Raw genomic sequence first — 24,895 nt, forward strand, 5'->3', positions numbered from 1 at the left:
GGCAGTTCAGCCGCCGAAACGCCGATCGCGGGAGGTGTAGTCGCGGATGGCGCGGAGGAAGTCGACCTCGCGCAGGTCCGGCCCGAGGGCCTCGACGAAGTAGAACTCGCTGTGCGCGCTCTGCCAGAGGAGGAAGTCGCTCAGTCGCTGCTCGCCCGACGTGCGGATCACCAGGTCGGGATCGGGCTGACCGCCGGTGTAGAGGTGCTCGCCGATCTGCTCGGGAGTGAGACTGGCCGCGAGGTCGTCGAGCGAGCCGCCCTGCACCTGGTGTGCCGCGATGATGCTGCGCACGGCATCGACGATCTCGCCGCGGCCGCCGTAGCCGACGGCGAGGTTGACGTGCAGCCCGGTGTGCTCGCGCGTGCGCTCGGCGGCATCGGCCAGCACGCGCGCCAGGTCGGGCGGGAGGAGGTCGGCGCGCCCGACGTGCTGCACCCGCCAGTCCGCCTCGCGGGACAGCTCGTCGGCCAGCTCGGCGATGATCTCGATCAGGTCGCTCAGCTCGCCGGTCTCCCGCTTGGTGAGGTTGTCGGTGGAGAGCAGGTAGAGCGACACCACCTTGATGCCGATCTCATCGCACCAGCCGAGGAACTCGCGCATCTTCGCGGCACCCGCGCGGTGCCCGTGCGCGGCCGAGTCGAACCCGAGCTGGCGGGCCCAGCGCCGGTTGCCGTCGATCATCATCGCGACGTGGTGCGGCACCGTCTCCGGCGACAGCCGTCGCCGCAGTCGACTGGTGTAGAGCCGATAGAGCGGCCCTCTCCCCTGGTTCGACGCGGTCACGGCCTCTACGCTACCGCCCGGGCGGGTCGATATCCGTGGCGGCGAGACGCGTCGTGTGCGCCCACGGGCATACGCGCCCGCGTAGGCTCGGGCACGTGACCCGACCCGCCGAGACCGAGCCCGCCGACGACGGCGCGGAGATGCCGCAGCTGCCCCTCATGGAGGCGGCCGAGGCGGAGGTCGAACTCAAGCCGTCCTGGCGCGGATGGATCCACGCCGCGACGTTCCCCGTCGCGATCGCCGCGGGCATCGTGCTGATCTCCCTGGCTCAGGGAGCGCCTGCGAAGTGGGCGTCGGCGGTCTTCATGGCCAGCTCGCTCCTGCTGTTCGGCAACTCGGCGCTGTACCACCGGTTCAACTGGGGTCCCACGACCAAGGCCGTGCTCAAGCGCATCGACCACGCCAACATCCTGCTGCTGATCGCCGGCACGTACACCCCGATCGCGGTGCTCGCGCTGCCGCCGGCGAAGGGGGCCCTGCTGCTGGTCGTCGTGTGGACGGGCGCGCTGCTCGGCATCCTGTTCCGCGTGTTCTGGATCGGTGCACCGCGCTGGCTCTACGTCGCGCTGTATCTCGCGCTGGGATGGGCTGCGGTGATGTACATGGCGGACCTGTTCGTCGCGAACCCCGCGATGATGGTGCTCGTCATCGTGGGCGGCCTGCTCTACACGGGCGGGGCGATCGTCTACGCCCTCAAGAAGCCGAACCCATGGCCCGGCCACTTCGGCTTCCACGAGATCTTCCACGTGTGCACCGTGCTCGCGTTCCTCTGCCACTGGGCGGCGTGCCTGCTCATCGCGCTGGACCCGCTCTCGCCCTCGCTCGGACTCCCCGGCTGAGCCGACCTGCCTGGCTGAGCAGACCTGACTGTTGGGTCAGGCCTGCGGGCGCTCCCGGTCGATGTCCTCATCGTCGGTCGACGTCGCCTCGACGGCGCGAGCGGCCTGCTCTTCGGCGTCGAGCTGCTCCTCGATGTCGGCACGCACGCGTCCGCGGCGGATGCGGCGCATCATGTCCCACACGAGCAGGATCACGGCGACGGCGATGAAGACGATCGCCGCGAAGCCCCACGGGCCGGGCGTCACGGTGGCGGGATCGGGCGTCGACGGTGTCGGCGTGGGAGTCGCCGTGCTCGCAGCGGCGATCAGCGCGATCAGCGCGTCGTGCATGGTGTCCTCGTTCCGCGCCGGAGCGCATAGCCTGGAAGCACCAGCCTAATCTTCCCGACGGACGGCCCATGACGACCACCCAGCAGATGCTCGACGAGCGCTACGGACGCCACAGCGCGCGGCGCCGGCGCTGGACGCTGGGCATCATCGTGGGGGTGGCCGCGGTCGCCGTGGGGCTTTTCGCCTGGATGACGGTCGCCGGCGCGCTGGACGACGTCGACGTCGACGCCACGGGCTTCCACGTGGTCGACGAGCGCACCGTGACGATCGACTTCCAGTTCATCGCTCCGCCCGGGCGGTCGGTCGCGTGCGCGCTGGAGGCGCAGGACACCCAGCATGGGATCGTGGGCTGGCGGGTCGTCGAGTATCCCGCGTCCGACGAGCATTCCCGCGCGTTCCAGGAGACGGTACCGACAGTCGCCGAGGCGACGACGGGTTTTGTCAACTCCTGCTGGGTGACGTAGTCTGACCGCACCGCAGTCGACCGACGCCCTGGCATCCGCCGGGGCGTCGTGGCATATCGACGCACCCCCCGATCGAAGGAGTCTGACGTGTCCAGCGATGCCCCCGTGACCTTCCTCACGCAGGATGCCTACGACCGGCTCGCCGCCGAGCTCGAGCAGCTGTCGACGGTCGGCCGTGAAGAGATCGCCAAGCGCATCGAGGCAGCCCGCGAAGAGGGCGACCTCAAGGAGAACGGCGGCTACCACGCCGCCAAGGATGAGCAGGGCAAGCAGGAGGCCCGCATCCGCACCCTCCAGCACCTGCTCAAGAACGCCTCCGTCGGCGAGGCTCCCGAGAGCAGCGGCGTCGTGGAGCCGGGCACCGTCGTCACCGCGAACGTCGCGGGCGGCGAAGAGGTGTTCCTGCTCGGCAACCGCGAGATCGCCGCGAACTCGGAGCTCGACGTGTACAGCGAGGCGTCGCCCCTGGGTGCCGCGATCCTCGGCCTCAAGGAGGGCGAGAAGACGTCGTACACCGCGCCGAACGGGCGCGACATCGCCGTCGAGGTCATCAAGGTCGAGACCTACAACGGCCAGTAGCACCGCGCACGGGGCTCTCGCCTAGTCGAGCACGACGGTCGGCGCGAAGCCGGCCTCCTCGAGCGTGGCGATGACCTGCGCCCGGTGCTCCTCGCCGCGCGTCTCCACGCTCAGCTGCAGGATCACCTCGCTGATCTGCAGGCCCTGGCCGTGGCGTGTGTGCATGACCTCGGTCACGTTGGCGCCCGCCTTCGACAGCAGATCGGAGACGCGGGCCAGCTGACCAGGTCGGTCGGGCAGCGGGATGCGCAGGGTCATGTAGCGGCCGGATGCCGCCAGTCCGTGTGCGACCACGCGCTGCAGCAGCAGCGGGTCGATGTTGCCGCCGGAAAGGATCGACAGGGTCGGACCGGTGGCGTGGATCTTGCCGGCCAGGATCGCGGCGACGCCGACCGCCCCCGCGGGCTCGACGACCTGCTTCGCACGCTCCAGCAGCACCAGCAGCGCACGGGCGATGTCGTCGTCGCTGACGGTGACGACCTCGTCCACGAGGTCGCGGATGATCTCGAACGGGATGTCGCCCGGCCGGGCGACCGCGATGCCGTCGGCGATCGTCGGGGTCGTGGCCACCTCGAGCGGCATTCCGGCGGCGAGCGAGGACGGGTACGCCGCGGAGTTCTCGGCCTGGACGCCGATGACGCGGATGCGGCGGCCCTCGGCTTCCGCGCGGGCCTTGGCGGCCGCGGCGACGCCGGCGATCAGGCCACCGCCGCCGATGCCCATGATGATCGTGTCGAGGTCGGGGACCGCATCCATGATCTCCAGGCCCAGGGTGCCCTGGCCGACGATGATGTCGTCGTGGTCGAACGGGTGGATCAGCACGGCACCGGTGCGCTCGGCGAACTCGGCCGCGAGGCGCAGCGGCGTCTCGACCGTTGCCCCGTCGAGGATCACGTCCGCGCCGTAGCCCCGGGTGGCCAGGAGCTTGGGCACCGGCACGCCCAGCGGCATGAAGATCGTCGCGTGGATCCCCAGCGCCTGCGCGGCCATGGCGACGCCCTGCGCGTGGTTGCCGGCGGAGGCGGCCACCACTCCCCTCGCGCGCTCCTCCGGGGTGAGCCGGGAGAGCCGGTAGGCCGCGCCGCGGATCTTGAACGACCCGGTGCGCTGCAGGTTCTCGAGCTTGAGGTAGACGGGGACGCCGAGCAGCTCGGTGAGGTGCTGGGACTCGTCGATGGGGGTGCGGACGATGACGTCCGCCAAGAGGGCGGCGGCGTCCTCGAACGCCGCCAGGGTGGGCCGGGTCACGCGGGGGTCCTCCTCGGACGGGGAACTGTGCTCCAGATCAGATCGCCGGTCGGCGACGCACCGGTCTCCCAGGCGCGCGCACTCAGGTACACGGCGACGACGTTGACGAACGCGGCGAGGGGCACCGCGAACAGGGCTCCGGGGATGCCGGCGATCATGGCGCCTCCGGCCACGACGAGCACGACGGCGAGCGGGTGGACCTTGACGGCCGACCCCATCAGCAGCGGCTGCAGCACGTGTCCCTCGAGCTGCTGCACGCCGAGCACGACCACCAGCATCCACAGCGCGATCCACGGCCCGTTGTAGACGAGGGCGAGGAACACGGCGACCGTGCCGGTGACGACCGCGCCGACGATGGGCACGAACGCGCCGAGGAACACCAGCACCGCGACGGGGATCGCGAGGGGGACGCCGAGCAGGGCGGCGCCCAGGCCGATGCCCACCGCGTCGATCGTGGCGACCAGCAGCTGCGTGCGCGCGTAGTTGACGACGGTGACCCAGCCGGCGCGGCCGGCGCCATCGGCGGCGGGGCGCGCCTTGACCGGGAAGAGACGCACGGTCCAGCGCCAGATGCCGCCGCCGTCGGCGAGCAGGCAGAGCAGGATGAACAGCGACAGCACCGCGCCGGTGGCGACATGCCCGACGGTGGTGCCGATCGCGAGCGCTCCCGACCACAGCAGCTCCGCCTGCTGCTGCAGGAAGCTCCATCCCTGCGCGAGGAGGTCGTCGATCTGACCTGCCGTGAGGTGGAGCGGTCCGTTGATGAGGTACTCGCGGAACTGCTCGACGGCGTCCACCGTGCTCGCGCGGACTGAGGGCCATTCCCTCGCGACCTGCCAGATCACGAGCCAGAGCAGTCCGCCGACGATGATCAGCGTTCCGGCCACCGCGACGACGATCGCCAGCCAGCGCGGAAGATGGTGCCGCAGCATCCAGGCGAATCCGGGCCAGAGCAGCGCGGTGATCAGGATGCCGACCATGAGCGGGATGACGAGCAGCTTCAGCTGGATGACCAGCCAGATGCCGACGCCGATGGCCGCCGCGATGACCAGGAGCCGCCACGAGTAGGCGGTGGCGACGCGCAGGCCCTGCGGGAGTGCATCGGCGACGGCGTCGCGGCGGGTGCGCCGGCGGTCACGCGCGATGTAGACGACCGGCCCGCGGGGCTTGTCGTCGGTGCCGCTCATCTCGCCAGTCTAGGCCGCACCGGCGGCCGTGTCGGTGCGCATGGCTAGGCTTTCGGGCGTGAAGGAATCCCTCAGCGCGGCGGAGGCACGCCGGGTGGCCCTCGCCGCTCAGGGCTTCGCCCGACCCCGTCCCGACGCGCCCGGCACGCGTCAGATCAACCTCGCGCTGCAGCGGATGCACACGCTGCAGATCGACTCCGTCAACGTGTTCGCGCGCTCGCACTACATGCCGCTGTTCTCGCGGCTCGGCGCCTACGACACGTCCGCGCTCGACCGCCTGCTGTTCGCGCGCCGGCCGCCGTACGTCGAGTACCTCGCGCACGTCGCGGCGTTCGTGCCGGCCGGCGACTGGGCGCTGTTCCGCTTCCGCATGGACGCGATGCGCGCCAAGTACGGCAGCGCCGCCGGCGGCTGGTACCAGACCCACCGCGAGATCGTCGACTGGGTCCGCGCCGAACTCGCCGCCCGCGGCCCCCTGCGGCCGGCGCAGATCGATCACGACGCCAAGCAGACGCGGCGCGGACCGTGGTGGGACTGGGATGTCGTCAAGCACGCGCTCGAGTACCTGTGGATGTTCGGGGAGGTGGCGATCGCCGGCCGCCGCGGCTTCGAGCGCCGCTACGGGCTCGCCGAGCACGTGATCCCGGCCGAGGTCCTCGCCGCTCCCGTACCCCGCGACGAGGCGATCCGCGAGCTGGTGCGACGCGCCGCCCGTGCGTACGGCGTCGCCACCGCATCCGATCTCGCCGACTACTGGCGCATCCGGGATCGCCGCGCAGTGCTGACGGCGGTGGCGGAGCTGGAGGAGGCCGGCGAGGTGCGGCCCGTCGCGGTCGAGGGGTGGACCACAGCCGGGCGGCCGGCCAAGGCGTGGCTGCACAGCGACGCCGTCGTGCCGCGGCGCATCGAGGCGGCGGCGCTGCTGACGCCGTTCGATCCGGTGGTGTGGTTCCGCGACCGGGCCGAGCGGCTGTTCGACTTCGCCTATCGCATCGAGATCTACACACCGGCGCCCCAGCGGCGCTACGGCTACTACTCGCTGCCCGTCCTGGTGGGCGACGATCTGGTCGGGCGCGTCGACCTGAAGGCCGAAAGGTCGGCGTCCACGCTGCGCGTGCAGTCGGCGTGGTGGGAGCACGGGCGTCCGGCGCACGCCGCGGAGATGCTCGCCGGAGAGCTGCGCGGGGCCGCCGCATGGCAAGGCCTGGAGCGCATCTCCATCTCACGCTGGGGCGACGCGACCGACGACCTCGCTGCGGTGGTCACCGAGGCTGCGCGGCACGAGCGCGGCCTCGCCGAGCCGGCCGCGCTGGCTGCGGACGAGCCGGGCTAACGCGCGCGGTCGACCTCGAGACCGAGCCAGCGCGCGAGGTCGGCGATCTGCTCGTCGACCGCGTCGGCGATCGTCTCGTCGAAGGTGACGTCCTCGTGCACGGCGTGCACGCGCAGCATCCCTGCTTTGCGGTCGGCCTTCGCGTCGAGCTTTCCGACGAGCCGGTCGCCGTGCAGGATCGGCAGCGCGAAGTACCCCCATCGGCGCTTCGCGGCCGGCTTGTACATCTCCAGGATGTACTCGAAGCCGAAGAGCTCGCCCAGCCTGTCTCGGTCGAAGACCAGCCGGTCGAAGGGCGACAGGAGAGCCGTCCGGCCGGAGTACGACGCCGTCAGCGCGATCGGGTCGACGTGCCACTCCCCCGCGACGTCCTCGACCTGCACCGCCTCGCCCAGCGCCTCCTCGTCCACGGTCTCGCCCGATTCCACGAGGCTCTTCCGGCGGGCGATCCCGAGCGCGCCGAGCCGGCGCTCCGCGCGGGCGTTCGCGGCGTCGCGGTCGCTCAGCTCGGGCAGGTCCGTCGGATACACCCGCTCGGCCAGATCGAAGAGCCGCCCCTTCGCGTCGCGGCCGGTCACGGCGACCTCCCCGCGCGAGAGCAGCAGCTCGAGCATCTGCGACGAGTTGCGGCTGTTCGTCCAGCCCGTGGAGCGCCACGACACCTGGGCGGTGTCGGGGACGTCCGCGGGATGCTGGGGCCCCTCGGCGCGGAGCCGGTCGAGCACGTCGCGGCGGAACCCCTGATTGGCCGAGAGCCATTCGCGCGTCTCCTGGTACGGCGGCCAGGCGCGCATGACCGGCCGGAACAGCGGGAGGTCGGACATCGGACGCACGAAGCCGCGCCACTCGAAGACGGCACGGTCCTGCTCGAACAGGCGCATCAGGTCGGCGTGCTGGTACGGCCAGCCGAGCCTGCTCCACAGGATCAGGTCGGTGCTGGGGGCGACCGCGGCGGTCGGCTCCGTGTCGATGGCGCCCAGCCCGTCGACGGTCTCCATGATGTCGGCCGGTCGCTCAGCGCCGAGCAGCTGCGCGGTCACCGCGATGCGGCGCGCCTCGGTGGCAGCGAGGGTGCGCATGGTCAGAAGTGCCCGCCGATGTCGCGCAGGCGCGCGACCCGGTCGGCGATCGGCGGATGGGTCGCGAACAGGCGCGTCAGGGCACCGGGCCTGAGCGGGTCGGCGATCCACAGGTGGGCCATGGAGGTGTTCGCCTTCGCGAGCGGCTGAGCGTGCTGCCCGAACTTCTCCAGCGCGGATGCGAGCCCGTCCGGGTCGCGTGTGGTGAGGGCGCTCGTCGCGTCGGCGAGGTACTCCCGCTGGCGCGACACGGCGGCTTGCACGCCGGCGGCGATCAGCGGCGAGACGATCGCCGCGACGACCCCGAAGACGAGGAAGAGCAGCTGCGCCTGATTGCCGCCGCCACGCCCGCGGCTCCCGAAGAACGCGGCGCGCATCGTCAGGTCGGCCAGGACCCCGACGGCCACGACGAGCCCGAAGACGATCAGCGAGACGCGGATGTCGTAGTTGCGGATGTGACCGAGCTCGTGGCCCAGCACGCCGTCCAGCTCGCGATCCGTCATGAGCTCGAAGAGCCCCGTCGTCACGGTGATCGACGCGGTCTCGGGCGTGCGTCCGGTCGCGAACGCGTTGGGCGCCGCATCCTGCACGACGTACAGCTTCGGCATCGGGGTGCCGGTCGCGATGCACAGGTTCTCGACGAGGCGGTGGTACCGGGGCGCGTCCTCGCGCCCCACCTCGACGGCGCCCGACATGGCGAGGGCCTCGCGATCAGCGAGGAAGTACTGGAACGTCGCGTAGCCACCGGCGAACAGCAGCACGAAGGCCGTGATCCACCAGTTGTTGCCGGCGAGCCAGCCCGCCAGCAGCCCCACGGCGCCGAGGAACAGCACGAACGCGATCACGATGAGCCACGTGTTGCGCTTGTTCCGGCTGATCGCGGTGTACAACGAGGCGGGTGCGAGCGGTCAGAACTGGACGCGAGGGGGTTCCGAGATCGCTGCCCCGTCGACGACCTCGAAGTACTCGCGGGTCGGGAATCCCAGGTTGCGTGCGAAGAGGTTGTTCGGGAACACCGCGATCTTGGTGTTCAGCTCGCGCACGCCCCCGTTGTAGAACCGCCGCGACGCCTGGATCTTGTCTTCGGTGTCGACGATCGACTGCTGCAGCTGCAGGTAGTTCTGGCTGGCCTGGAGCTGCGGGTACGCCTCTGCCACGGCGAACAGCGACCTCAGCGCCAGCTCCATGTGCCCTTCGGCGACGCCCGCGTCAGCCGGACGGCGGGCGGCGAGGGTCTCGGCGCGGGCTCTGGTGACGTTCTCGAACACCGCCTTCTCGTGCGCGGCGTAGCCCTTCACCGTCTCGATGAGGTTCGGCAGCAGATCGGCTCGGCGCTTGAGCTGCACGGTGATGTCGCTCCAGGCCTCCTCGACGCGCGCGTTCAGCCCGACGAGCGAGTTGTAGGTCGCCCAGAGGTAGACGCAGCCGATGACGATGAGCGCCACCGCGATGAGGACCGGAATAAGCCATTCCCACATGCGGCCATCCTATCCACGTGCCCGACCCGTCGAACGGGTGCGTTCGCTACTCCCAGTCGTTACTCACCCAGCACGCGATCGAGGTAGCGGTTGCGGAACATCCGGTCGGGATCGAGCCGGTCGCGCAGGGCCACGAAGTCGTCGAAACGGGGGTAGCGCTCGCGCAGGATCGACGCGTCGAGGGTGTGCATCTTTCCCCAGTGCGGGCGCCCGCCGAAGGAGAGCATGATCTGCTCGACGGCCTCGAAGTACTCGGTGGGGTCCTCGCGCCAGTACCGGTGCACGGCGATGTAGCCGGATGCCCGCCCGTGGGCGGTCGAGAGCCACAGATCGTCGGCAGCCGCGAAGCGCACCTCGATCGGGAACGAGATCCGCCAGCCGCGCTCGTCGATCAGCGCGCGCACGGCGTCGAAGGCGGGCCGCACGTTGTCAGCCGGAAGGGCGTACTCCATCTCGCGGAAGCGGACGTCGCGGTTTGTCGCGAAGACGCGGTGGGAGGCGTCGGTGAACTCGCGATCCCCCCAGATCTTCGCCGCCGCGCGGTTGACCGCGGGGATGCTGGCGGGCGCGAGCTTGCCGAGCCGGCAGACCGCCTCGTGCACCGCGGTTCCGATGACCACGTCGTCGAGCCACTTGCCGACAGCCGGCAGCGGATGACGCGGGGCATCGGCGGGCAGACGGGTGTTGGTCTTGGTCATGCCGCGGTCGGTGTGCGGGAACCAGTAGAACTCGAAGTGGTCGGCTGCGTCCGCGCGGTCGTCGAGCGTCCCGAGCACGTCGCCGAGCAGCTCGGGCCGCTCGACCGCGTGCAGCACGAAGGAGGGCACGCACTGCACGGTGACCTCCACGAGGATGCCGAGCGCCCCGAGTCCGAGGGCGACCGCCGGCAGCAGCTCGGCGTTCTCGTGCTCGTCCACCGTCAGCACCTCGCCGTCGGCCGTCACGAGCTTCGCGCCGACGACCTGGGTGGAGATGCCGCCGAAGCGGCTTCCGGTGCCGTGGGTGCCTGTCGAGATCGCACCGGCGATCGACTGGCGGTCGATGTCGCCGAGATTCGCCATCGCCAGGCCGTAGGGCTCGAGCAGGGCGGGGATCTGGTGCAGGCGCGTTCCGGCCCGCAGCGTCACGCGGCCGCGCTCGCGGTCGACGTCGACCAGCCCAGTCAGGTCGGTGAGGTCGAGCAGGACTCCCGGCGCCACCGCGATGCCGGTGAAGCTGTGGCCGGCGCCGACCGCCTTGATCAGCATCCCGCGGGTCTTCGCCGCCTGCACGGCGCGCTGGACCGCATCCGTGCTGCGCGGGAACTCCACTCGCTGCGGACGGACATGCGCCGAGCGACCCCAGTTCTGCCAGGTTCCTTCAGGTCGGGTCACAGGAACGTCTTCCCCTCGCCGCGGTAGGTGGGAGCCTCGCCGACGATGCGGTCGCCGTCGATGAGGTGGTAGCGGTCGACGCGCTCGGCGAGCTCGCCGCTCTTGGAGTGGCGGAACCAGACGCGGTCGCCGACCGAGAGTCCGCGCGCGGACTCGCCCTGCAGGGGCGTCTGGACCTCGCCCGCGCCCTCGCGGGCGAGCGTGCTCAGACCCTGCGGCCACACCGGCAGCGGCTGTCGCGAGGCCACCGGCGGGCCGGAGGCGATCCAGCCGCCGCCCAGCACGGTGGCGATGTCGGGCGCGGGCTTGCGCACGACCTCGAGCGAGAACGCGGCAGCGGGCGCCGGGTCGAAGATGCGGTAGCCGTCGAACAGGTGCCCCGCGAGCAGGCCGCTGCCCGCCGTGAGCTCCGTGACGGAGAGGTCGGAAGCGGTGTACTCCAGCGAGCCGGTGCCGCCGCCGTTGACGAACTCCAGCGGCGCGACAGCGTGCACCGCCTCGACGATGGCGCCGCGGCGGTCGAGGAGCTCCTGCGACGAGCGGCGCTGCATCCAGCGGATCATCGCGTCGCCCGAGCCGGTGGCGTCGCCCTGGCCGGCGATCTGAGCCTCGTACATCATCAGGCCGACGAGCCGGAAGCCCGCGCGACCGGCGATCGCGCGCGCGAGCGCGGCGACCTCGTCGGGCGTGTGCACCGGCGAGCGGCGCACGCCGATGTGGCCGAGGCCGGGCGCCCGCCATGAGGCGTCGGCGTCGATGGCGAGACGGATGACGGCGCGTCCGGCAGGTGCGACGATGCCGTCGATGAGATCGAGCTGGGCGAGATCGTCGACCATCAGGGTGACGCGGGAGGCCGCAGCCTCGTCGGCCGCGAGCGCGGCGATCGCGGCGCGGTCGGCCGTCGGGTAGCCGAGCACGACGTCGTCGTGCGTCTCGGCCAGCCAGAGCGCCTCCGGCAGGGTGAAGGCGAGGATGCCGTGGTAGCCGGGCAGGGCGAGCGTCGCGTCGACGACCTGGCGCACGCGCACCGACTTGCTCGCGACGCGGATGGGCACCCCGCTGGAGCGCACGACCATGTCGAGCGCGTTGTAGCGCAGCGCGGGCAGGCTGATGGCCGCGACGGGCCCGGACAGGTCCGCGACGGCACGCGTCATCGCCGGCCAGTACTCGGCCGGATTCCGCCAGGACTCGGTGGACGCCGCGGTGGCATCCAAGAGGTCGATGCTCATCGGTTTCGGGCTCCTTCGCTTCGACACAAGCGATCAGCCTACGCGTTCTCCGGGGGTGTCTCCGACCACGCCGCTCCCCCGCGTGGCGGACCCGTTTCCGGCGTCGGTTTCGCCAGCATCCGTCCGCCCCGCTGAGCATGTCGACAGCGCGGATCCTGTGGTACCCCCACTGGGACTCGAACCCAGACTGAAGCGATTTTAAGTCGCCTGCCTCTGCCGATTGGGCTATGGGGGCGCGCCGCGAAACGACGATCGCCGCGACGTCAGACTAGTGCGTCGACGTCGCGGCGATCGAGGACCGCGGATGCGGGAGGGTCAGGCCTTGGCCTTCACCTTGGCAGGTGCCTTGGCGGCGGGTTCGGCGTTCTCCTTGGCGATGCTCTTCGGGTCGATGGCCGGTGCCGGCGCGGCCTCGGGGGCCGGCTGCGCGGGGCGCGGCCGGGCCGCGAACTCCTCGAACACGTAGCGGGGGTTCTGCACGGTCTGCAGCGAGACGTTGTCGCGGTGCAGCCAGAAGTTGTGCCACCAGTCGCCGATGACGCGCCACTTGCGCTCCCACGACGGCATCGCCAGGCCGTGGTAGCCGCGGTGCGCGCACCAGGCGATGAAGCCCTTGAGCGCGAACTTGCCCGACTGGAAGACGCCGTTGTAGAGGCCGAGGCCGGCCACGGCGCCGAGGTTCTTGTGGATGTACTCGCGGGGCACCTCTCCGCGGAGCACGGCGACGAGGTTCTTCGCGAGCAGCTTCGCCTGACGCACGGCGTGCTGGGCGTTGGGCACGCAGTATCCGCCCACGCCGCCGCCGGTGAGGTCGGGCACGGCGGAGACGTCGCCGGCCGCCCAGGCGCCCTCGACGATCTCCTCGTCGCTGCCCACCCGCAGGTCGGCGCGGGTGCGGATGCGGCCGCGCTCCTCGACGGGCAGGTCGCTGCCGCGCACGACGGTGGGGTTGGCCATGACGCCCGCGGTCCAGACGATGAGGTCGGTCGGGATGACCTCGCCCGTCGACAGCTCGACGTTGCCGTCGATCGCACCGGTGAGCTGCGTGTCGAGGTGCACGTTGGCGCCGCGGGTGGCGAGGCTCTTCAGCACCCACTCGCTCGTCTTCAGCGACACCTCCGGCATGATGCGCCCCATCGCCTCGATGAGGTGGAAGTGCGTGTCGTCGAAGCTCAGCTGCGGGTAGTCCTTGAGCAGCGAGGATGCCAGGGCGCGCAGCTCGGCGAAGACCTCGATGCCGGCGAAGCCGCCGCCGACGACCACGACGGTCAGCAGGCGGTCGCGCTCGGGGCCGGGCGCGAGGTTCGCCGCGCGGTCGAAGTTCGTCAGGATGCGGTCGCGGATGGCGACGGCCTCCTCGATCGTCTTGAGGCCGATCGCGTTGTCGGCGATGCCGGGGATCGGGAAGGTGCGCGAGACGGCACCGGCGGTGACGACGATCTGGTCGTAGGTCTCCTGCCACGGCTCGCCCTCGGCCGGGGTGAGCGTCGCGGTCTTGGACGCGTGGTCGATCTGCGTGACCTTCGCGGTGACCACGCGGGTGCGCTTGAGGTGGCGGCGCAGGCCGACGATGACGTGGCGCGCCTCGATCTCGCCCGCGGCGACCTCCGGCAGGAACGGCTGGTAGGTCATGTAGGGCAGCGGGTCGACGATGGTGACGTCGGCCTCGCCCTTGCGGAGGTGCTTCTCGAGTTTCCAGGCCGTGTAGAAGCCGGCGTAGCCGCCGCCGACGATGAGGATCTTGGGCACGGCGGTCACAGTGCTGGACACGATGGGTGGGACTCCTCGCGGATCAACGGCTCGACGTGCGGGATGCGCGCGCCAATCGGATGCGTCGGACAGCAACGGTGACGCCGAGCGCTATCAGTATACCGCCCATGGTCCCCCCCATCAGCGGCAGGCTCCCGTAGAGCAGCGTCTCCCGCGACGGCAGCAGCGGCGACGAGGGCCGCGTCGGCACCTCCGCGCGCGGCAGCGGCGCGATCTCGACGGGGGTCGCCGTGGGCACGGGCGCGGGGATCGCGTCGGCGCGCCGGTACAGCCGTACCCAGTCGGCGAGGCTGCCCATCGGGTTCACGCTGACGAGCGGGACGTCCTCGGTGACGGCGGCCTCGGCATCCACGAGTCCGTACCCGTAGAGCGGGTCGGGCACCGCGGTCGCGTCGTCCGCGGGCCGCGCGGTGCGGATGATCCGGTTGATGACGTTGACGGCGTCGAGCTCGGGGTGCGCGGAGCGGATGAGCGCGGCGACGCCCGCCACGATCGGCGCCGCGCCGCTGGTGCCGTTCCACTGCACGAGGTCGCCGTCGGCGGAGACCCCGAGCAGCTCCTCGCTCGGCGCCGAGACGCCGATGGTGATGCCCTGCGTCGACGCCTCGACGCTGGCCTCACCGTTCCGATCGACGCCGGCCACCGTGAGCACCCCGGGGATCGTCGCCGGTGCACCCACGCGCGAGGTTCCGCTGCCCCGGTTGCCGGCGGCCACGACCACGACGACGTCGTTCTCGAACGCGTACAGGAACGCGTCGTCCCAGCTCTCGTCCCAGCCCGCGGAGTTGGTCGTCAGGGAGAGGTTGATGACATCCGCACCGTGATCGACCGCCCAGCGCATGGCCGTGGCGATCTGCTCGTCGAAGGGCACCGTCACCGACGACCCGAAGCCCACCGAGATCGAGAGGATCTCGGCTTCGGGGGCCACGCCGATCATGCCGGTGCCCTTGCCGGTGCCGCGGGACGCCGCAAGCGAGGCGACCCAGCTGCCGTGGTTGCCGTCCACCGCGCCGACCGGGGTGCGCCCGTCCGGCGAGCCCATGCCCGACACGTCGGTGCCGTCCACGACGGCGCCCTGGAACTCCTCGGGCTCGCGCCCCACACCGGTGTCGATGACGGCGATGCGCACGCCGGCGCCTTTCGAGCTCTTCCAGGCGTCCTCGACGCCGTAGTCGTCGAGCCAGTACTCCTTGGCCCGGACGGGATCGGGCGCCGGGGTCTCCTCGACCTCGGTGGTCTCGTCGACGCCGACGTGCTCGACGTCGACCTGGTCGTCGATCTCAGGGGCCGCCCCGACGAGCAGCGCCGTGGCGACGAGCGCCGCGGCGGCTGCGGTGAGGCGGCGCCTCATGCGCCCTTGCCCGGGTGCGCGCAGACGCAGCGGTCCGGCGACCAGTTGGACAGGGCGAGCGCGCGGTCGCCGATCGGGTTCACGCCGGGCCCAGCGGCCAGCGCATGAGCGGCCAGCGCGTGCAGGCACTTGACGCGGGTGGGCATGCCGCCGGCGGAGATGCCGTCGATCTCCTCGACGTGGCCGAACGGCTCCCGGTCGCGCAGGTAGGCCTCGTGCGCACGCGTGTAGGCGGCAGCGAGCTCCTCATCCGCGGCGAGGTCGTCGGCGAGGGCTCGCATGACCTGACCGGCCTCGAGCGTCGACATCGCCGCGGTCGCCGCGGGATGGGTGAGGTAGTAGAACGTCGGGAACGGCGTGCCGTCGGGCAGCCGGGGCGCGGTGGCAGCCACGGTCGGGTTGCCGCAGACGCAGCGCGCCGCGATGCCGACGACACCCCGTGCGGGGCGGCCGAGCTGCTCGCGCATGACCTCGAGGTCAGCGTCGTCGACGGGAGGATACGGCGGGGTGCTCACGCCGCCCAGGCTACCGGCCCCGGCTGGGACGGCGCTGATCAGTCCGCCTCGCCGGACACGGTCTCGGCCAGGCCCGCGGCCGTCACCGAGCGCACCAGCTGCGCCATCCAGTCGGTGTGCGTCGCCTCGACGTCCTCGCTGACCGGCGCCTCCTCCTGCGGGGTGGCGGACGCCGGCAGGTCGTTGTCGACGAGATAGACCACTTCGCCCGGCTGCACGTAGTACAGCCGCTCCCGCGCCTGCGTGGTGATGTACGCGGGGTCGCTCCAGCGATCGCGCTGCGCCCGGAGCGCGGCGACCTCGTCGTTCGCGAGCTGCACCGACTCCTCGAGCGCGGCGACCTTCTGGCGCTGATCGATGTACGTGCCGATCGTGGGCACCAGCACGAACGCGGCGAGCACGACGAGGCCGAGCATGATGACCATGAACCCGGAGAGCCGGATGCCGCCGAGCCACCCGCGCACGTCCACGCGCCCGCGCACCGCGCGCGTCCCGCGGGCACGGGAAGGGGGAGCCGTCGTGTCGCTCACGGCTCCCCCTCTCGATCGTGCGTCAGGCCTTGTAGCGCGGGAACGCGGAGCGGCCGATGAACGTCGCGGCGTCGCCCAGCTCCTCTTCGATGCGCAGAAGCTGATTGTATTTCGCGACGCGCTCGCTGCGAGCGGGCGCGCCGCTCTTGATCTGACCCGAGTTCACCGCGACGACGAGGTCGGCGATGGTGGTGTCCTCGGTCTCGCCGGAGCGGTGCGAGAACATCGTCGTGTAGCCGGAGCGGTGCGCGAGCTCGACCGCGTCGAGCGTCTCGGTGAGCGTGCCGATCTGGTTGACCTTCACGAGCAGCGAGTTGGCGATGCCCAGCTCGATGCCCTTCGCCAGGCGCTCGGGGTTGGTCACGAACAGGTCGTCGCCGACGAGCTGGATCTTCTTGCCGAGCGCCTCGGTCAGAGCGCCCCAGGCCTCCCAGTCGTCCTCCGCGAGCGCGTCCTCGATCGTGACGATCGGGTACGAGTCGGCGAGGTCGACGTAGTAGTCGGTGAGCTTCTCGGCCGACCAGTCCGCGCCTTCGAAGCGGTACACGCCGTCGCTGAAGAACTCGGTGGCCGCGACATCCATGCCCAGCGCGATGTCGGTGCCGACGGCGAAGCCGGCCTTCTCGATCGCCTTGACCAGGAAGTCCAGGCCCTCGCGGTTGCTCTTCAGGTCGGGGGCGAAGCCGCCCTCGTCGCCGAGGCCGGTGGCGTAGCCGGCGGCCTTCAGCTCGCTGTGCAGCACGTGGTAGGTCTCGGCACCCCAGCGGAGCGCCTCGGCGAAGCTCGACGCGCCGATCGGCGCGAGGAAGAACTCCTGCATGTCGATGCCGTTGTCGGCGTGCGAACCGCCGTTGATGACGTTGAACAGCGGGATGGGCAGGACGTGCGCGTTCGGTCCGCCCAGGTAGCGGAACAGGGGCAGGTCGGCGCTGTCCGCCGCGGCCTTCGCGACGGCGAGCGAGACGCCCAGGATCGCGTTGGCGCCCGCGCGCTTCTTGTTGTCGGTGCCGTCGGTCGCGATCAGGATCTCGTCGACGGTGCGCTGCTCGCTGGCTTCGACGCCTTCGACAGCCGGGCCGAGCTCGTCGAGCACGGCGGAGACGGCCTTCAGCACGCCCTTGCCGCCGTAGCGGCCCTTGTCGCCGTCGCGCAGCTCGTACGCCTCGAAGGCGCCGGTGGACGCGCCCGACGGGACGGCAGCGCGCTGGACGATGCCGTCATCGAGCAGCACCTCCACCTCGACGGTCGGATTGCCGCGCGAATCCAGGATTTCGCGCGCGCCTACTGCCTCGATAAGTGCCACTGGGGACCCCTTGCGTTTCTTGTGACTTACGTCGTGGAGGTGGATCGCGGAGCGTCATCGGTCCGAGCCCGAGTCTAGTGATCAGGATGCCGTCGCCACAGGTCCCCTCGCCTGTCAGACGACGATGGCGACCGCGACGCCGTCCCATCCCTTCGCGTCGAGCGTCTGCAGGGCGGTGGCGTCGAACCGCGGGTCGGCGCCGAGCATCTGCAGCCCGGCGCGCGTGCCATCCACCTGCGAGCTGCCGGTGTCCGCGTGGGCGACCTGACCGCCCCTGCCGATGTTGTCGACGACCACGACCGTGCCGGGGTGGCCGAGCCGGGCCGCCCAGTCGAGGTAGATGGTGTTGGACTCCTTGTCGGCGTCGATGAAGACGAGGTCGAAGGGCTCGCCGCCCTCGAGGGTCGGCAGGACATCGGCGCCGCGGCCGACGAGGATCTCGACCTTGTCCCCCACGCCCGCCCGCTCGAGGTTGGCGCGGGCGATCGCGGCGTTGCGCCCCTCGGCCTCGATGGTCACGACCCGCCCGTCCGCCGGCAGGCCGCGGGCCATCCAGATCGTGGAGTAGGCGCCGAGGGTGCCGATCTCGAGCACCCGTCGGGCGCCGCTGATCCGTGCCAGCAGATGCAGGAACTTGCCATTCAGCGGCGCCACCTCGATCGGCGGCAGCCCGGCGGCGTTCTGCTCGGCCAGCGCGCGCTCGAGATCGCTGTCGTGGCCGACGAGGGTCTCGGCGAGGTAGCTGTCGACGGCCGCCCAGGCCGCGGGGGTGGGATCGCTCATGTGGTCAGCCAACCGCCTCGGACGCCCGGTCGCAACGGTGCATTGTGGGTCTTCGACCATCGATGTGCGCAGCATCCGTCTCCTCCGGCACACTCTCGGTCATGCAGATCACCCCCCGACGCCTGGCCATCGGCATGAGCCTGTGGGCGCCGAACCTGTTCAGCGGCATCCGCATCAGGCGGTTCTCGGACGACTGGACGCGCGCCACCGTCGAGCTGCACGTCAACCGGATCACCCGCAACTACGTGAAGACGGCGTTCGGCGGATCGATGTCGGCGATGACCGATCCGTACTTCTTCATGCTGGTGATGCACCAGCTCGGCCGCGACTACGTGGTGTGGGACACGCGCGGCGAGATCGAGTTCGTCAAACCGGGGAGCGGCGTGCTCACCGCGCAGTTCCACGTGCCGCCGGAGAAGGCGGCCGAGCTGCGCGAGCGCGCCCGCGGCGGCGCGAAGGTGCTCGAGTGGTTCGAGACCGAGATCACCGATGCCGCCGGCGACGTCGTCGCGCGGGTGCGCCGCGAGGTGTACGTGCGCGAGAAGAAGCGCGTCACCTCGTCGACGGCAGGCTGATCCCGCGGGTTCCCGGCAGCGGCGTCAGGCGAGCGGCTTGATCTCCAGGTCGGCGAGTGCCGCGCCTGCCGTCACGGTCGCGAACGACGTGTACCCGTCGGCGGCCGATCGCTCGAGCAGCGCCTTGAGGTTCTTGGTGCGCTGCTCGAGGCGCACGCGGGCGCCATCCGCGAGGAGCCCGGCCTTGATCGCCAGGAGCTCCCCCAGGGGCACGTCGCGATCGTGGACGAGCACGATCGCGCTGGCGGCTGCGGCGTCACCGTCCGCGATGAGGTCGACGATGCGCTCGAAGCCGATCGAGAAGCCGACGGCCGGCACGTCCTGGCCGAGGAAGCGGCCGATCATGCCGTCGTAGCGGCCGCCGCCGCCGAGCGAGTAGTCGACGCTCGGGTGCGCCAGCTCGAAGATCGTGCCCGTGTAGTAGCCCATGCCGCGGACGAGGAAGGGGTCGAAGACGAGCGGAACGTCGCCGTCGCCGCTGCGCGCTGCCGCCACCGCCTCGCCGATGCCGACGAGGTGTCCGACGACCTCGTCGGGTGCGCCCTCGGGGAGCGCCTTGCGGATCTGCCGCTCGCCGTACGGGTGGTACTCGAGGGTCTGCGGCCGGGTCAGGAACGCCTCGAACGCATCGACGGCGGTCGGAGTCGTCCCGCGACCGCGCAGCTCCGCGGCGACGCCGGCGGGCCCGATCTTGTCGAGCTTGTCGATCGTGATGAGCACGCCCGGCTTCTCGTCGTCCGTGAAGCCGAAGCTCGCCAGCATCCACTCGAGGACGCGGCGGTCGTTCACGCGCACGGAGCCTCCGTCGAGGCCGAGCGCGTCGACCGTGTCGAGCGTGGCGACGATCAGCTCGGCCTCGGCGCGCGCCGATCCGTCGCCGATGATGTCGATGTCGCACTGCACGAACTGGCGGTAGCGGCCCTTCTGCGGGCGCTCGGCGCGCCACACCGGTGCGATCTGGATCGAGCGGAAGACGGACGGCAGCTCGCCGCGGTGGCTCGCGTAGAACCGCGCGAGCGGCACCGTGAGGTCGTAGCGCAGGCCGAGGTCGGCGAGCGCGGCAGGGTCGTCGGCGCCCGCCCGGATCGCGTCGGCGTCGAGACCGCGCTTGAGCACGTTGTACGCGAGCTTCTCGTTGTCGCCGCCGATGCCTGCGTGCAGGCGGGAGTACTCCTCGACGACCGGTGTCTCGATCTCGTCGAACCCGTGGGCGCGGTAGCGCTCGCGGATGACGGCGAGCACGCGCTCGCGGCGGGCCTTGTCGGCGGGGAGGAAGTCGCGCATGCCGCGCGGCGGGTTCACGGATGCCACAGCACCATTCTTCCAGGTCGCGGTGGGCGCCCCGCAGTCGGCCCGGCCGCCGCGCGCCGAAACACCTGTTCTGGCGAGGGGAGGTGGTTTCAGGGCCACGTCGTCCTGTGCCCGCCGGAACAGGTGTTCTGGGCAGGCGGGGGTGCGTTGCGGGGCGGACGGGGGGGGGTGCGCTGCGGCGCGGACTCCGAGCCGGGGGCGGGATCAGCCGGTGGGGCCCGATTCGGCCTGGCGGATGTCGGTCTGCAGCGTCCGCAGCCGCTCGCGGAGGGCGCGTTCGGCGTCCCACCCGCGGGCGCGCGCGGTGGCGACCAGCGCCAGGAGGGCGTCGCCGAGCTCGGCTTCGGACGCGGGCCCGGGCGACGTGCCGCGCTCCGCGTCGACGGGACTTCCCACCTGGGCCGCCTTGCCGACGAGCTTCTGCGCGAGCGCGAGCGACGGCATCCGCTCGCTCACTCCGTCGAGCACACTCGTGCGGGTGTGCTTCTCGGCCGCCTTGGCCGCGTTCCACAGCACCAGCACCTGCTCGGGCGTCTCGGCGGTCTCACCGGCGAACACATGCGGATGCCGTCGCACCATCTTCTCGGTCAGCCCGCGGGCGACGTCGTCGATGTCGAACGGGTCGTCCGGGTCGCGCGAGGCGATCTCGGCGTGGAACAGCACCTGCCAGAGCAGGTCGCCGAGCTCCTCGCGCAGCTCAGCGCGGGGTCCCTCCTCGACCGCGTCGATCAGCTCGGCGCTCTCCTCGATGAGGTAGGGCACGAGGTCGCGGTGCGTGATCTGCTGCGACCAGACGCAGCGGTCGCGCACGGCCCTCATGGTGTCGGCGGCGCTGCGCAGCGGGTCGGCTGAATCGGTCATGGCGTCTCCTGCGATGTGGCGGCGATCCTCCGATGATGCCGCGCGCGCAGGCTGACCAGCACCGCCGACACGGCCAGGGCGATCATCGAGCCCGCGAGCACGCCGAGCGTCGCCTGATCACGAGCAGCCGCGTCGTCCGCGAAGGCGAGCGCCGCGAGCAGCAGCGACACCGTGAACCCGATGCCGGCCAGCGCGCCCGCCGCCAGCAGATCGCCGGTCGCCAGACGCGGCCCGCCGAGCAGCCGCTGGCCGAGCCAGCCGGCGCCGGCCACGCCGACGAGCTTGCCGACCGGCAGGGCGACGAGGATCGCCCAGAACGCGGGCGAGAGCCCCTCTCCCCCGCCCGGAATGGGCACCAGGGCAGCGGTGAAGGCGAACAGGGGCAGGATCAGGCCGTTGATCCACGGCTCCAGCGCATGCCGCGCGACGAGTGCGGGCGACTGCGCCATCGCGAGCCCGAGGACGACGCCCGCGATGGTCGCGTGCACACCCGAGAGGAAGACGAACACCCAGGTGGCGATGGCGAGCAGGATCAGCACGACCACCAGCCCGCGGCGGATCCGGGTGTCGATCATGCGGCTGACGATCGCGAAGGCCGTCGCCGTCACGATGCCCAGCAGCAGCATCCAGAGGTTCAGGTCGGTCGCGAACAGCACGGCGATGAACACGATGCCGACGATGTCGTCGAGGATCGCGAGGGCCAGCAGGAACACCCGCACCCGCGAGGGCAGCCCGCGGCCGAACATGGCGAGCACGCCGAGCGCGAAGGCGATGTCGGTCGCCGTCGGGATCGGCCAGCCGGGGGCGAACCCGGCGGGCGCGGCGATCGCGAGGTAGATCGCAATCGGCACCAGCACGCCTCCGGTCGCCGCGATCGCCGGCAGCGCCGCCCGACGGGCGCTGCCCAGCTCTCCCCTGGTCAGCTCGTACTGCAGCTCGACCGAGACCGAGAAGAAGAAGATCGCGAGCAGGCCGTCCTGCACCCAGTGGGTCAGGGAGAGGTCGAACGGCGCGGGCCCGATGTGGACGGCGAACGCGTCGATGACCGCGGGGCCCGCCGCCGTGTTGGCGACGATCAGCCCGAGGGCGGCGGCGGCGAGCAGGAGAACGGCGGGGAAGCGGTCGGAGCGGAGGAGCCTCACGGGGTACCGGCCTTTCGAGGAGTGCACAAATGGATGCCGACCAGACTTCCCGGCGCTCCTCGGGACCATCGTAACCATGCGTCTCGGGCGGCCCCGGTGTGACAGAGGCGTAACAACGCCGCGCTAGCGTGGAGGGATGCGTGAGCTCACCCAGACCGAAGTGATCGACCTCGTCGGCCGATTCGAGGCAGGCCAGGAGATCCCGAGCCCGATGCGCTCGGATGTGCGGATGCTGGGCGGCCTGCTCGGCCGGGTCCTGCGCGAGAGCGGCTCGGCCGACCTGTACGACGACGTCGAGCGCCTGCGCGCGGCGACGATCCAGGCCTACACGGATGAGACGCCCGAGGCGTTCGAGCGCGCCGCGGCGATCGCGGACTCCTTCTCCGCCGCCCGCGCGGAGGAGGTCGCCCGCGCGTTCACGTGCTACTTCCACCTGGTGAACCTCGCCGAGGAGCACCAGCGCGTGCGCGTCCTGCGCGAGCGCGACGGCCGCCCCGACCGCGAGGACGCCACCGACTCCGTCGCGGCCGCCTTCGTGCGCCTGGCCGCGGAGGTCGGCGACGACACGGCGCTGCGCCGCCTGCAGTCGCTGCGGTTCCATCCCGTCTTCACAGCCCACCCGACCGAGGCCCGCCGGCGCGCGGTGTCCACCAGCATCCGGCGCCTCGCCGGCCTGCTCGACGAGTACGAGGCGTCGCTGCGCGGCGGCGCCGACCAGCGCCGCGCGGAGCGGCGGATGCTGGAGGAGATCGACACGCTGTGGCGCACGGCGCCGCTGCGGCCGGAGAAGCCCTCGCCCACCGACGAGGTGCGCGCGGTCATGGCGGTGTTCGACGAGACGCTCTACACCGCGATCCCGCACGTGTACCGGCGCGTGGACGACGCGCTGCAGGGTGTCGCGGCGGGCAGCCGCGAGCCGGTGGTGCGCCCCTTCGTGCGCATCGGCTCCTGGGTCGGCGGCGACCGTGACGGCAACCCGTTCGTGACGTCGTCGGTCACCCGCGCGGCAGCCGCGATCGCGAGCGAGCACGTGCTGCTGGGCCTCGAGCGCACGGCGCTGCGCATCGGCCGCGGACTCACCCTCGACGCCGACACGACCCCGCCGAGCGCGGCGCTGGTCGCGCTGTGGGACCGCCTCGCCGCCGAGGACGCGGATGCCGCGCGGGAGATCGCGCAGCGCTCGCCCGACGAGCACCACCGGCGACTGCTGCTGCTGATCGCCCGGAAGATCGGCGCGACCCGGGCGAGCGAGCAGGACCTCGCGTACGCCGACCCGGAGCACCTGCTGGCCGACCTGCGCGTCGTGCAGCAGTCGCTCGCACTGGCGGGCGCACCGCGCCAGGCGTACGGGCACCTGCAGCAGCTGATCTGGCAGGTGGAGACCTACGGCTTCCACCTCACCGAACTCGAGGTGCGCCAGCATTCCGCGGTGCACGCGAAGGTGCTCGCCGAGCTCGACTCCGGCGCCGCGCGCACGGAGCAGACCGAGGAGGTGCTCGAGGTGTTCCGCACCATCGCGCACCTGCAGGCGCAGTACGGTCCGCGCGCCGCTGGTCGGTACATCGTGTCGTTCACGCAGTCGGCCGACGACCTCGCCGCGGTGCACCGGCTCGCCCGGCACGCCACCGGCGACGGCGTGCCGCCGGTGCTGGACGTCATCCCCCTCTTCGAGACCTTCGCCGACCTGCAGGCCGCGCCCGCGATCCTCGCCGAGATCGTCCAGCATCCCGAGTTCGCCGCGCGGCTGGAGGCCACGGGGCGGCGCCTGGAGGTCATGCTCGGCTACTCCGACTCGTCGAAGGACGTCGGACCCGTCGCCGCGAACCTGGCGCTCTACGAGGCGCAGGCCCTGATCTCGGCCTGGGCGCTCGAGGAGGGCATCGAGCTCACCCTCTTCCACGGCCGCGGCGGCGCCCTCGGCCGCGGTGGCGGGCCGGCGAACTCCGCCGTCATGGCCCAGCCGCCCCACTCCGTCGACGGACGCTTCAAGCTCACCGAGCAGGGTGAGGTCATCTTCGCCCGTTACGGCGACCCCGCGATCGCGATGCGCCACATCGATCAGGTGGCCGCCGCGGTGCTGCTCGCCTCGGCGCCCTCGGTCGAGAAGCGCAACTCCGAGGCGGCGGAGCGGTACGCCGCGATGGCGGCGACGATGGACACCGCGTCGCGGGAGCGCTTCTTCTCCCTCGTGAAGGCGCCGGGCTTCGCCCCCTGGTTCGCGCGGGTCACCCCGATGGAGGAGATCGGCCTGCTCGCGCTCGGCTCGCGCCCTGCGCGGCGCGGGCTCTCGGTCGAATCGCTGGAGGACCTCCGCGCCATCCCGTGGGTGTTCGCCTGGTCGCAGGCCCGCATCAACCTGGCCGGCTGGTTCGGGCTGGGCACTGCCCTCGAGGCTGTCGGCGACGAGGAGACCATCGCCCGCGCCTACGAGGAGTGGCCGCTCTTCCGCACCATGATCGACAACGTCGCCATGAGCCTCGCGAAGGCCGACGACCGGATCGCCCGGCGCTACCTCGCCCTCGGCGACCGCGACGATCTCGCCGCGCTGGTGGTCGAGGAGATGGAGCTCACCCGCTCGTGGGTCATCCGCGCCACCGCGGGCACCGAGCTGCTCGGCGGCAAGCCGGTGCTGCAGCGGGCCGTGAAGATGCGCAGCCCGTACGTCGACGCCCTGTCGCTGCTGCAGCTGCGGGCGCTCCGGGCGCTGCGCGACGAGTCGCACCCGGCGCCCGCGGATGCGCAGCGCCTGCTGCTGCTGTCGGTCAGCGGCGTGGCCGCCGGCCTGCAGAACACCGGGTGACGCGCGTCGCTGCCGAGTGAGCGGCGGCC

Annotated in this window: 24 protein-coding genes and 1 tRNA gene; 6 read left to right on the forward strand and 19 right to left on the reverse strand. The window is 71.6% G+C overall.

Going from position 1 to position 24,895, the window contains the following annotated elements; all coding sequences use genetic code 11:
- Positions 1 to 6 precede the first annotated feature (6 nt).
- Entirely contained in the window at positions 7 to 786 is a 780-nt protein-coding gene (locus Microterr_RS08750) for an isoprenyl transferase (RefSeq protein WP_263798341.1), read from the reverse strand.
- A 140-nt stretch (positions 787 to 926) separates the two neighbouring features.
- On the opposite strand from Microterr_RS08750, the gene trhA reads away from it, so the two are divergent.
- Positions 927 to 1,625: a PAQR family membrane homeostasis protein TrhA gene (gene trhA / locus Microterr_RS08755; protein ID WP_263798790.1), complete on the forward strand. Its 699-nt coding sequence runs from the start codon at positions 927 to 929 to the stop codon at positions 1,623 to 1,625.
- A gap of 36 nt (positions 1,626 to 1,661) precedes the next feature.
- Here the strand turns inward: trhA and Microterr_RS08760 are convergent, their stop codons facing one another.
- Positions 1,662 to 1,955 (reverse strand): hypothetical protein, encoded by a 294-nt coding sequence (locus Microterr_RS08760; RefSeq protein ID WP_263798340.1) that lies wholly within the window; start codon positions 1,953 to 1,955, stop codon positions 1,662 to 1,664.
- Between the two features lie 68 nt (positions 1,956 to 2,023).
- On the opposite strand from Microterr_RS08760, the gene Microterr_RS08765 reads away from it, so the two are divergent.
- Positions 2,024 to 2,419 (forward strand): DUF4307 domain-containing protein, encoded by a 396-nt coding sequence (locus Microterr_RS08765; protein WP_263798339.1) that lies wholly within the window; start codon positions 2,024 to 2,026, stop codon positions 2,417 to 2,419.
- 87 nt (positions 2,420 to 2,506) lie between these two features.
- A complete protein-coding gene (greA, locus tag Microterr_RS08770; protein WP_263798338.1) occupies positions 2,507 to 2,998 on the forward strand; it encodes a transcription elongation factor GreA in 492 nt (163 codons plus the stop codon).
- A gap of 21 nt (positions 2,999 to 3,019) precedes the next feature.
- Here greA and ilvA read toward each other — a convergent pair whose 3' ends face one another.
- Together ilvA and Microterr_RS08780 are read right to left on the reverse strand one after the other, a co-directional pair.
- Entirely contained in the window at positions 3,020 to 4,246 is a 1,227-nt protein-coding gene (ilvA, locus tag Microterr_RS08775; protein ID WP_263798337.1) for a threonine ammonia-lyase, read from the reverse strand.
- Positions 4,243 to 5,433, reverse strand: a complete 1,191-nt coding sequence (locus tag Microterr_RS08780; protein ID WP_263798336.1) for an AI-2E family transporter — start codon at positions 5,431 to 5,433, stop codon at positions 4,243 to 4,245. Before Microterr_RS08780 ends, ilvA begins: the two co-directional genes overlap by 4 nt.
- 58 nt (positions 5,434 to 5,491) lie before the next feature.
- On the opposite strand from Microterr_RS08780, the gene Microterr_RS08785 reads away from it, so the two are divergent.
- Positions 5,492 to 6,766, forward strand: coding sequence for a winged helix-turn-helix domain-containing protein (locus Microterr_RS08785; protein WP_263798335.1), 1,275 nt, complete (start codon positions 5,492 to 5,494; stop codon positions 6,764 to 6,766).
- Here Microterr_RS08785 and Microterr_RS08790 read toward each other — a convergent pair.
- The 12 genes from Microterr_RS08790 to Microterr_RS08845 form a co-directional block, all read right to left on the reverse strand.
- Complete coding sequence (locus Microterr_RS08790; protein WP_263798334.1) at positions 6,763 to 7,845, reverse strand: DNA glycosylase AlkZ-like family protein; 1,083 nt, start codon at positions 7,843 to 7,845, stop codon at positions 6,763 to 6,765. The genes Microterr_RS08785 and Microterr_RS08790 overlap by 4 nt on opposite strands.
- A 2-nt stretch (positions 7,846 to 7,847) precedes the next feature.
- A complete protein-coding gene (locus Microterr_RS08795) occupies positions 7,848 to 8,735 on the reverse strand; it encodes a M48 family metalloprotease (RefSeq protein WP_263798333.1) in 888 nt (295 codons plus the stop codon).
- 18 nt (positions 8,736 to 8,753) lie between these two features.
- Positions 8,754 to 9,323: a LemA family protein gene (locus tag Microterr_RS08800; RefSeq protein WP_263798332.1), complete on the reverse strand. Its 570-nt coding sequence runs from the start codon at positions 9,321 to 9,323 to the stop codon at positions 8,754 to 8,756.
- 59 nt (positions 9,324 to 9,382) lie between these two features.
- Positions 9,383 to 10,696 (reverse strand): D-arabinono-1,4-lactone oxidase, encoded by a 1,314-nt coding sequence (locus Microterr_RS08805; protein WP_263798331.1) that lies wholly within the window; start codon positions 10,694 to 10,696, stop codon positions 9,383 to 9,385.
- Positions 10,693 to 11,925 carry an alanine racemase gene (locus Microterr_RS08810; protein WP_263798330.1) on the reverse strand — a complete coding sequence of 411 codons (1,233 nt, stop codon included), beginning with the start codon at positions 11,923 to 11,925 and terminating at the stop codon, positions 10,693 to 10,695. Before Microterr_RS08810 ends, Microterr_RS08805 begins: the two co-directional genes overlap by 4 nt.
- Before the next feature lie 158 nt (positions 11,926 to 12,083).
- Positions 12,084 to 12,160 (reverse strand) — tRNA-Leu (locus Microterr_RS08815).
- Between the two features lie 80 nt (positions 12,161 to 12,240).
- The gene (locus Microterr_RS08820; protein ID WP_263798789.1) at positions 12,241 to 13,674 is read right to left on the reverse strand and encodes an NAD(P)/FAD-dependent oxidoreductase; all 1,434 of its coding nucleotides are present in this window, start codon (positions 13,672 to 13,674) and stop codon (positions 12,241 to 12,243) included.
- A gap of 43 nt (positions 13,675 to 13,717) precedes the next feature.
- On the reverse strand, positions 13,718 to 15,046 hold the full coding sequence (locus Microterr_RS08825; RefSeq protein ID WP_263798329.1) for a S8 family serine peptidase: 1,329 nt from the start codon (positions 15,044 to 15,046) through the stop codon (positions 13,718 to 13,720).
- Positions 15,043 to 15,513 carry a DUF501 domain-containing protein gene (locus Microterr_RS08830; protein ID WP_404810195.1) on the reverse strand — a complete coding sequence of 157 codons (471 nt, stop codon included), beginning with the start codon at positions 15,511 to 15,513 and terminating at the stop codon, positions 15,043 to 15,045. Before Microterr_RS08830 ends, Microterr_RS08825 begins: the two co-directional genes overlap by 4 nt.
- A gap of 86 nt (positions 15,514 to 15,599) precedes the next feature.
- On the reverse strand, positions 15,600 to 16,091 hold the full coding sequence (locus Microterr_RS08835; protein WP_263798327.1) for an FtsB family cell division protein: 492 nt from the start codon (positions 16,089 to 16,091) through the stop codon (positions 15,600 to 15,602).
- 22 nt (positions 16,092 to 16,113) lie between these two features.
- Positions 16,114 to 17,394, reverse strand: a complete 1,281-nt coding sequence (gene eno, locus Microterr_RS08840; protein ID WP_263798326.1) for a phosphopyruvate hydratase — start codon at positions 17,392 to 17,394, stop codon at positions 16,114 to 16,116.
- Between the two features lie 114 nt (positions 17,395 to 17,508).
- Positions 17,509 to 18,177: an O-methyltransferase gene (locus Microterr_RS08845; protein WP_263798325.1), complete on the reverse strand. Its 669-nt coding sequence runs from the start codon at positions 18,175 to 18,177 to the stop codon at positions 17,509 to 17,511.
- A 101-nt stretch (positions 18,178 to 18,278) separates the two neighbouring features.
- Here Microterr_RS08845 and Microterr_RS08850 point away from each other — a divergent pair, with 101 nt between their 5' ends.
- On the forward strand, positions 18,279 to 18,752 hold the full coding sequence (locus tag Microterr_RS08850; protein ID WP_263798324.1) for a DUF4442 domain-containing protein: 474 nt from the start codon (positions 18,279 to 18,281) through the stop codon (positions 18,750 to 18,752).
- A 24-nt stretch (positions 18,753 to 18,776) separates the two neighbouring features.
- Here the strand turns inward: Microterr_RS08850 and Microterr_RS08855 are convergent, their stop codons facing one another.
- From Microterr_RS08855 to Microterr_RS08865, 3 genes are all read right to left on the reverse strand, one after another.
- A complete protein-coding gene (locus tag Microterr_RS08855; protein ID WP_263798788.1) occupies positions 18,777 to 20,036 on the reverse strand; it encodes a histidine--tRNA ligase in 1,260 nt (419 codons plus the stop codon).
- A gap of 231 nt (positions 20,037 to 20,267) precedes the next feature.
- Positions 20,268 to 20,924, reverse strand: coding sequence for a nucleoside triphosphate pyrophosphohydrolase (locus tag Microterr_RS08860; protein WP_263798323.1), 657 nt, complete (start codon positions 20,922 to 20,924; stop codon positions 20,268 to 20,270).
- The gene (locus Microterr_RS08865; protein ID WP_263798322.1) at positions 20,921 to 22,066 is read right to left on the reverse strand and encodes a Na+/H+ antiporter NhaA; all 1,146 of its coding nucleotides are present in this window, start codon (positions 22,064 to 22,066) and stop codon (positions 20,921 to 20,923) included. The genes Microterr_RS08860 and Microterr_RS08865 overlap by 4 nt, the downstream gene beginning before the upstream one ends.
- A 136-nt stretch (positions 22,067 to 22,202) precedes the next feature.
- Between Microterr_RS08865 and Microterr_RS08870 the strand changes: the two genes are divergently transcribed.
- The gene (locus Microterr_RS08870) at positions 22,203 to 24,866 is read left to right on the forward strand and encodes a phosphoenolpyruvate carboxylase (protein ID WP_263798321.1); all 2,664 of its coding nucleotides are present in this window, start codon (positions 22,203 to 22,205) and stop codon (positions 24,864 to 24,866) included.
- Positions 24,867 to 24,895: the final 29 nt, after the last annotated feature.

Source organism: Microbacterium terricola (genome assembly GCF_027943945.1).
Taxonomy (GTDB): Bacteria; Actinomycetota; Actinomycetes; order Actinomycetales; family Microbacteriaceae; genus Microbacterium; species Microbacterium terricola.

Coding starts and splice junctions, on each gene's coding strand:
- trhA (WP_263798790.1), top strand. CDS start 927: ATGCCGCAGCTGCCCCTCATGGAGGCGGCCGAGGCGGAGGTCGAACTC.
- Microterr_RS08760 (WP_263798340.1), bottom strand. CDS start 1,955: ATGCACGACGCGCTGATCGCGCTGATCGCCGCTGCGAGCACGGCGACT.
- Microterr_RS08765 (WP_263798339.1), top strand. CDS start 2,024: ATGACGACCACCCAGCAGATGCTCGACGAGCGCTACGGACGCCACAGC.
- Microterr_RS08780 (WP_263798336.1), bottom strand. CDS start 5,433: ATGAGCGGCACCGACGACAAGCCCCGCGGGCCGGTCGTCTACATCGCG.
- Microterr_RS08790 (WP_263798334.1), bottom strand. CDS start 7,845: ATGCGCACCCTCGCTGCCACCGAGGCGCGCCGCATCGCGGTGACCGCG.
- Microterr_RS08800 (WP_263798332.1), bottom strand. CDS start 9,323: ATGTGGGAATGGCTTATTCCGGTCCTCATCGCGGTGGCGCTCATCGTC.
- Microterr_RS08810 (WP_263798330.1), bottom strand. CDS start 11,925: ATGAGCATCGACCTCTTGGATGCCACCGCGGCGTCCACCGAGTCCTGG.
- Microterr_RS08825 (WP_263798329.1), bottom strand. CDS start 15,046: ATGAGGCGCCGCCTCACCGCAGCCGCCGCGGCGCTCGTCGCCACGGCG.
- Microterr_RS08830 (WP_404810195.1), bottom strand. CDS start 15,513: ATGCGCGAGCAGCTCGGCCGCCCCGCACGGGGTGTCGTCGGCATCGCG.
- Microterr_RS08845 (WP_263798325.1), bottom strand. CDS start 18,177: ATGAGCGATCCCACCCCCGCGGCCTGGGCGGCCGTCGACAGCTACCTC.
- Microterr_RS08850 (WP_263798324.1), top strand. CDS start 18,279: ATGCAGATCACCCCCCGACGCCTGGCCATCGGCATGAGCCTGTGGGCG.
- Microterr_RS08855 (WP_263798788.1), bottom strand. CDS start 20,036: ATGCGCGACTTCCTCCCCGCCGACAAGGCCCGCCGCGAGCGCGTGCTC.
- Microterr_RS08860 (WP_263798323.1), bottom strand. CDS start 20,924: ATGACCGATTCAGCCGACCCGCTGCGCAGCGCCGCCGACACCATGAGG.
- Microterr_RS08870 (WP_263798321.1), top strand. CDS start 22,203: ATGCGTGAGCTCACCCAGACCGAAGTGATCGACCTCGTCGGCCGATTC.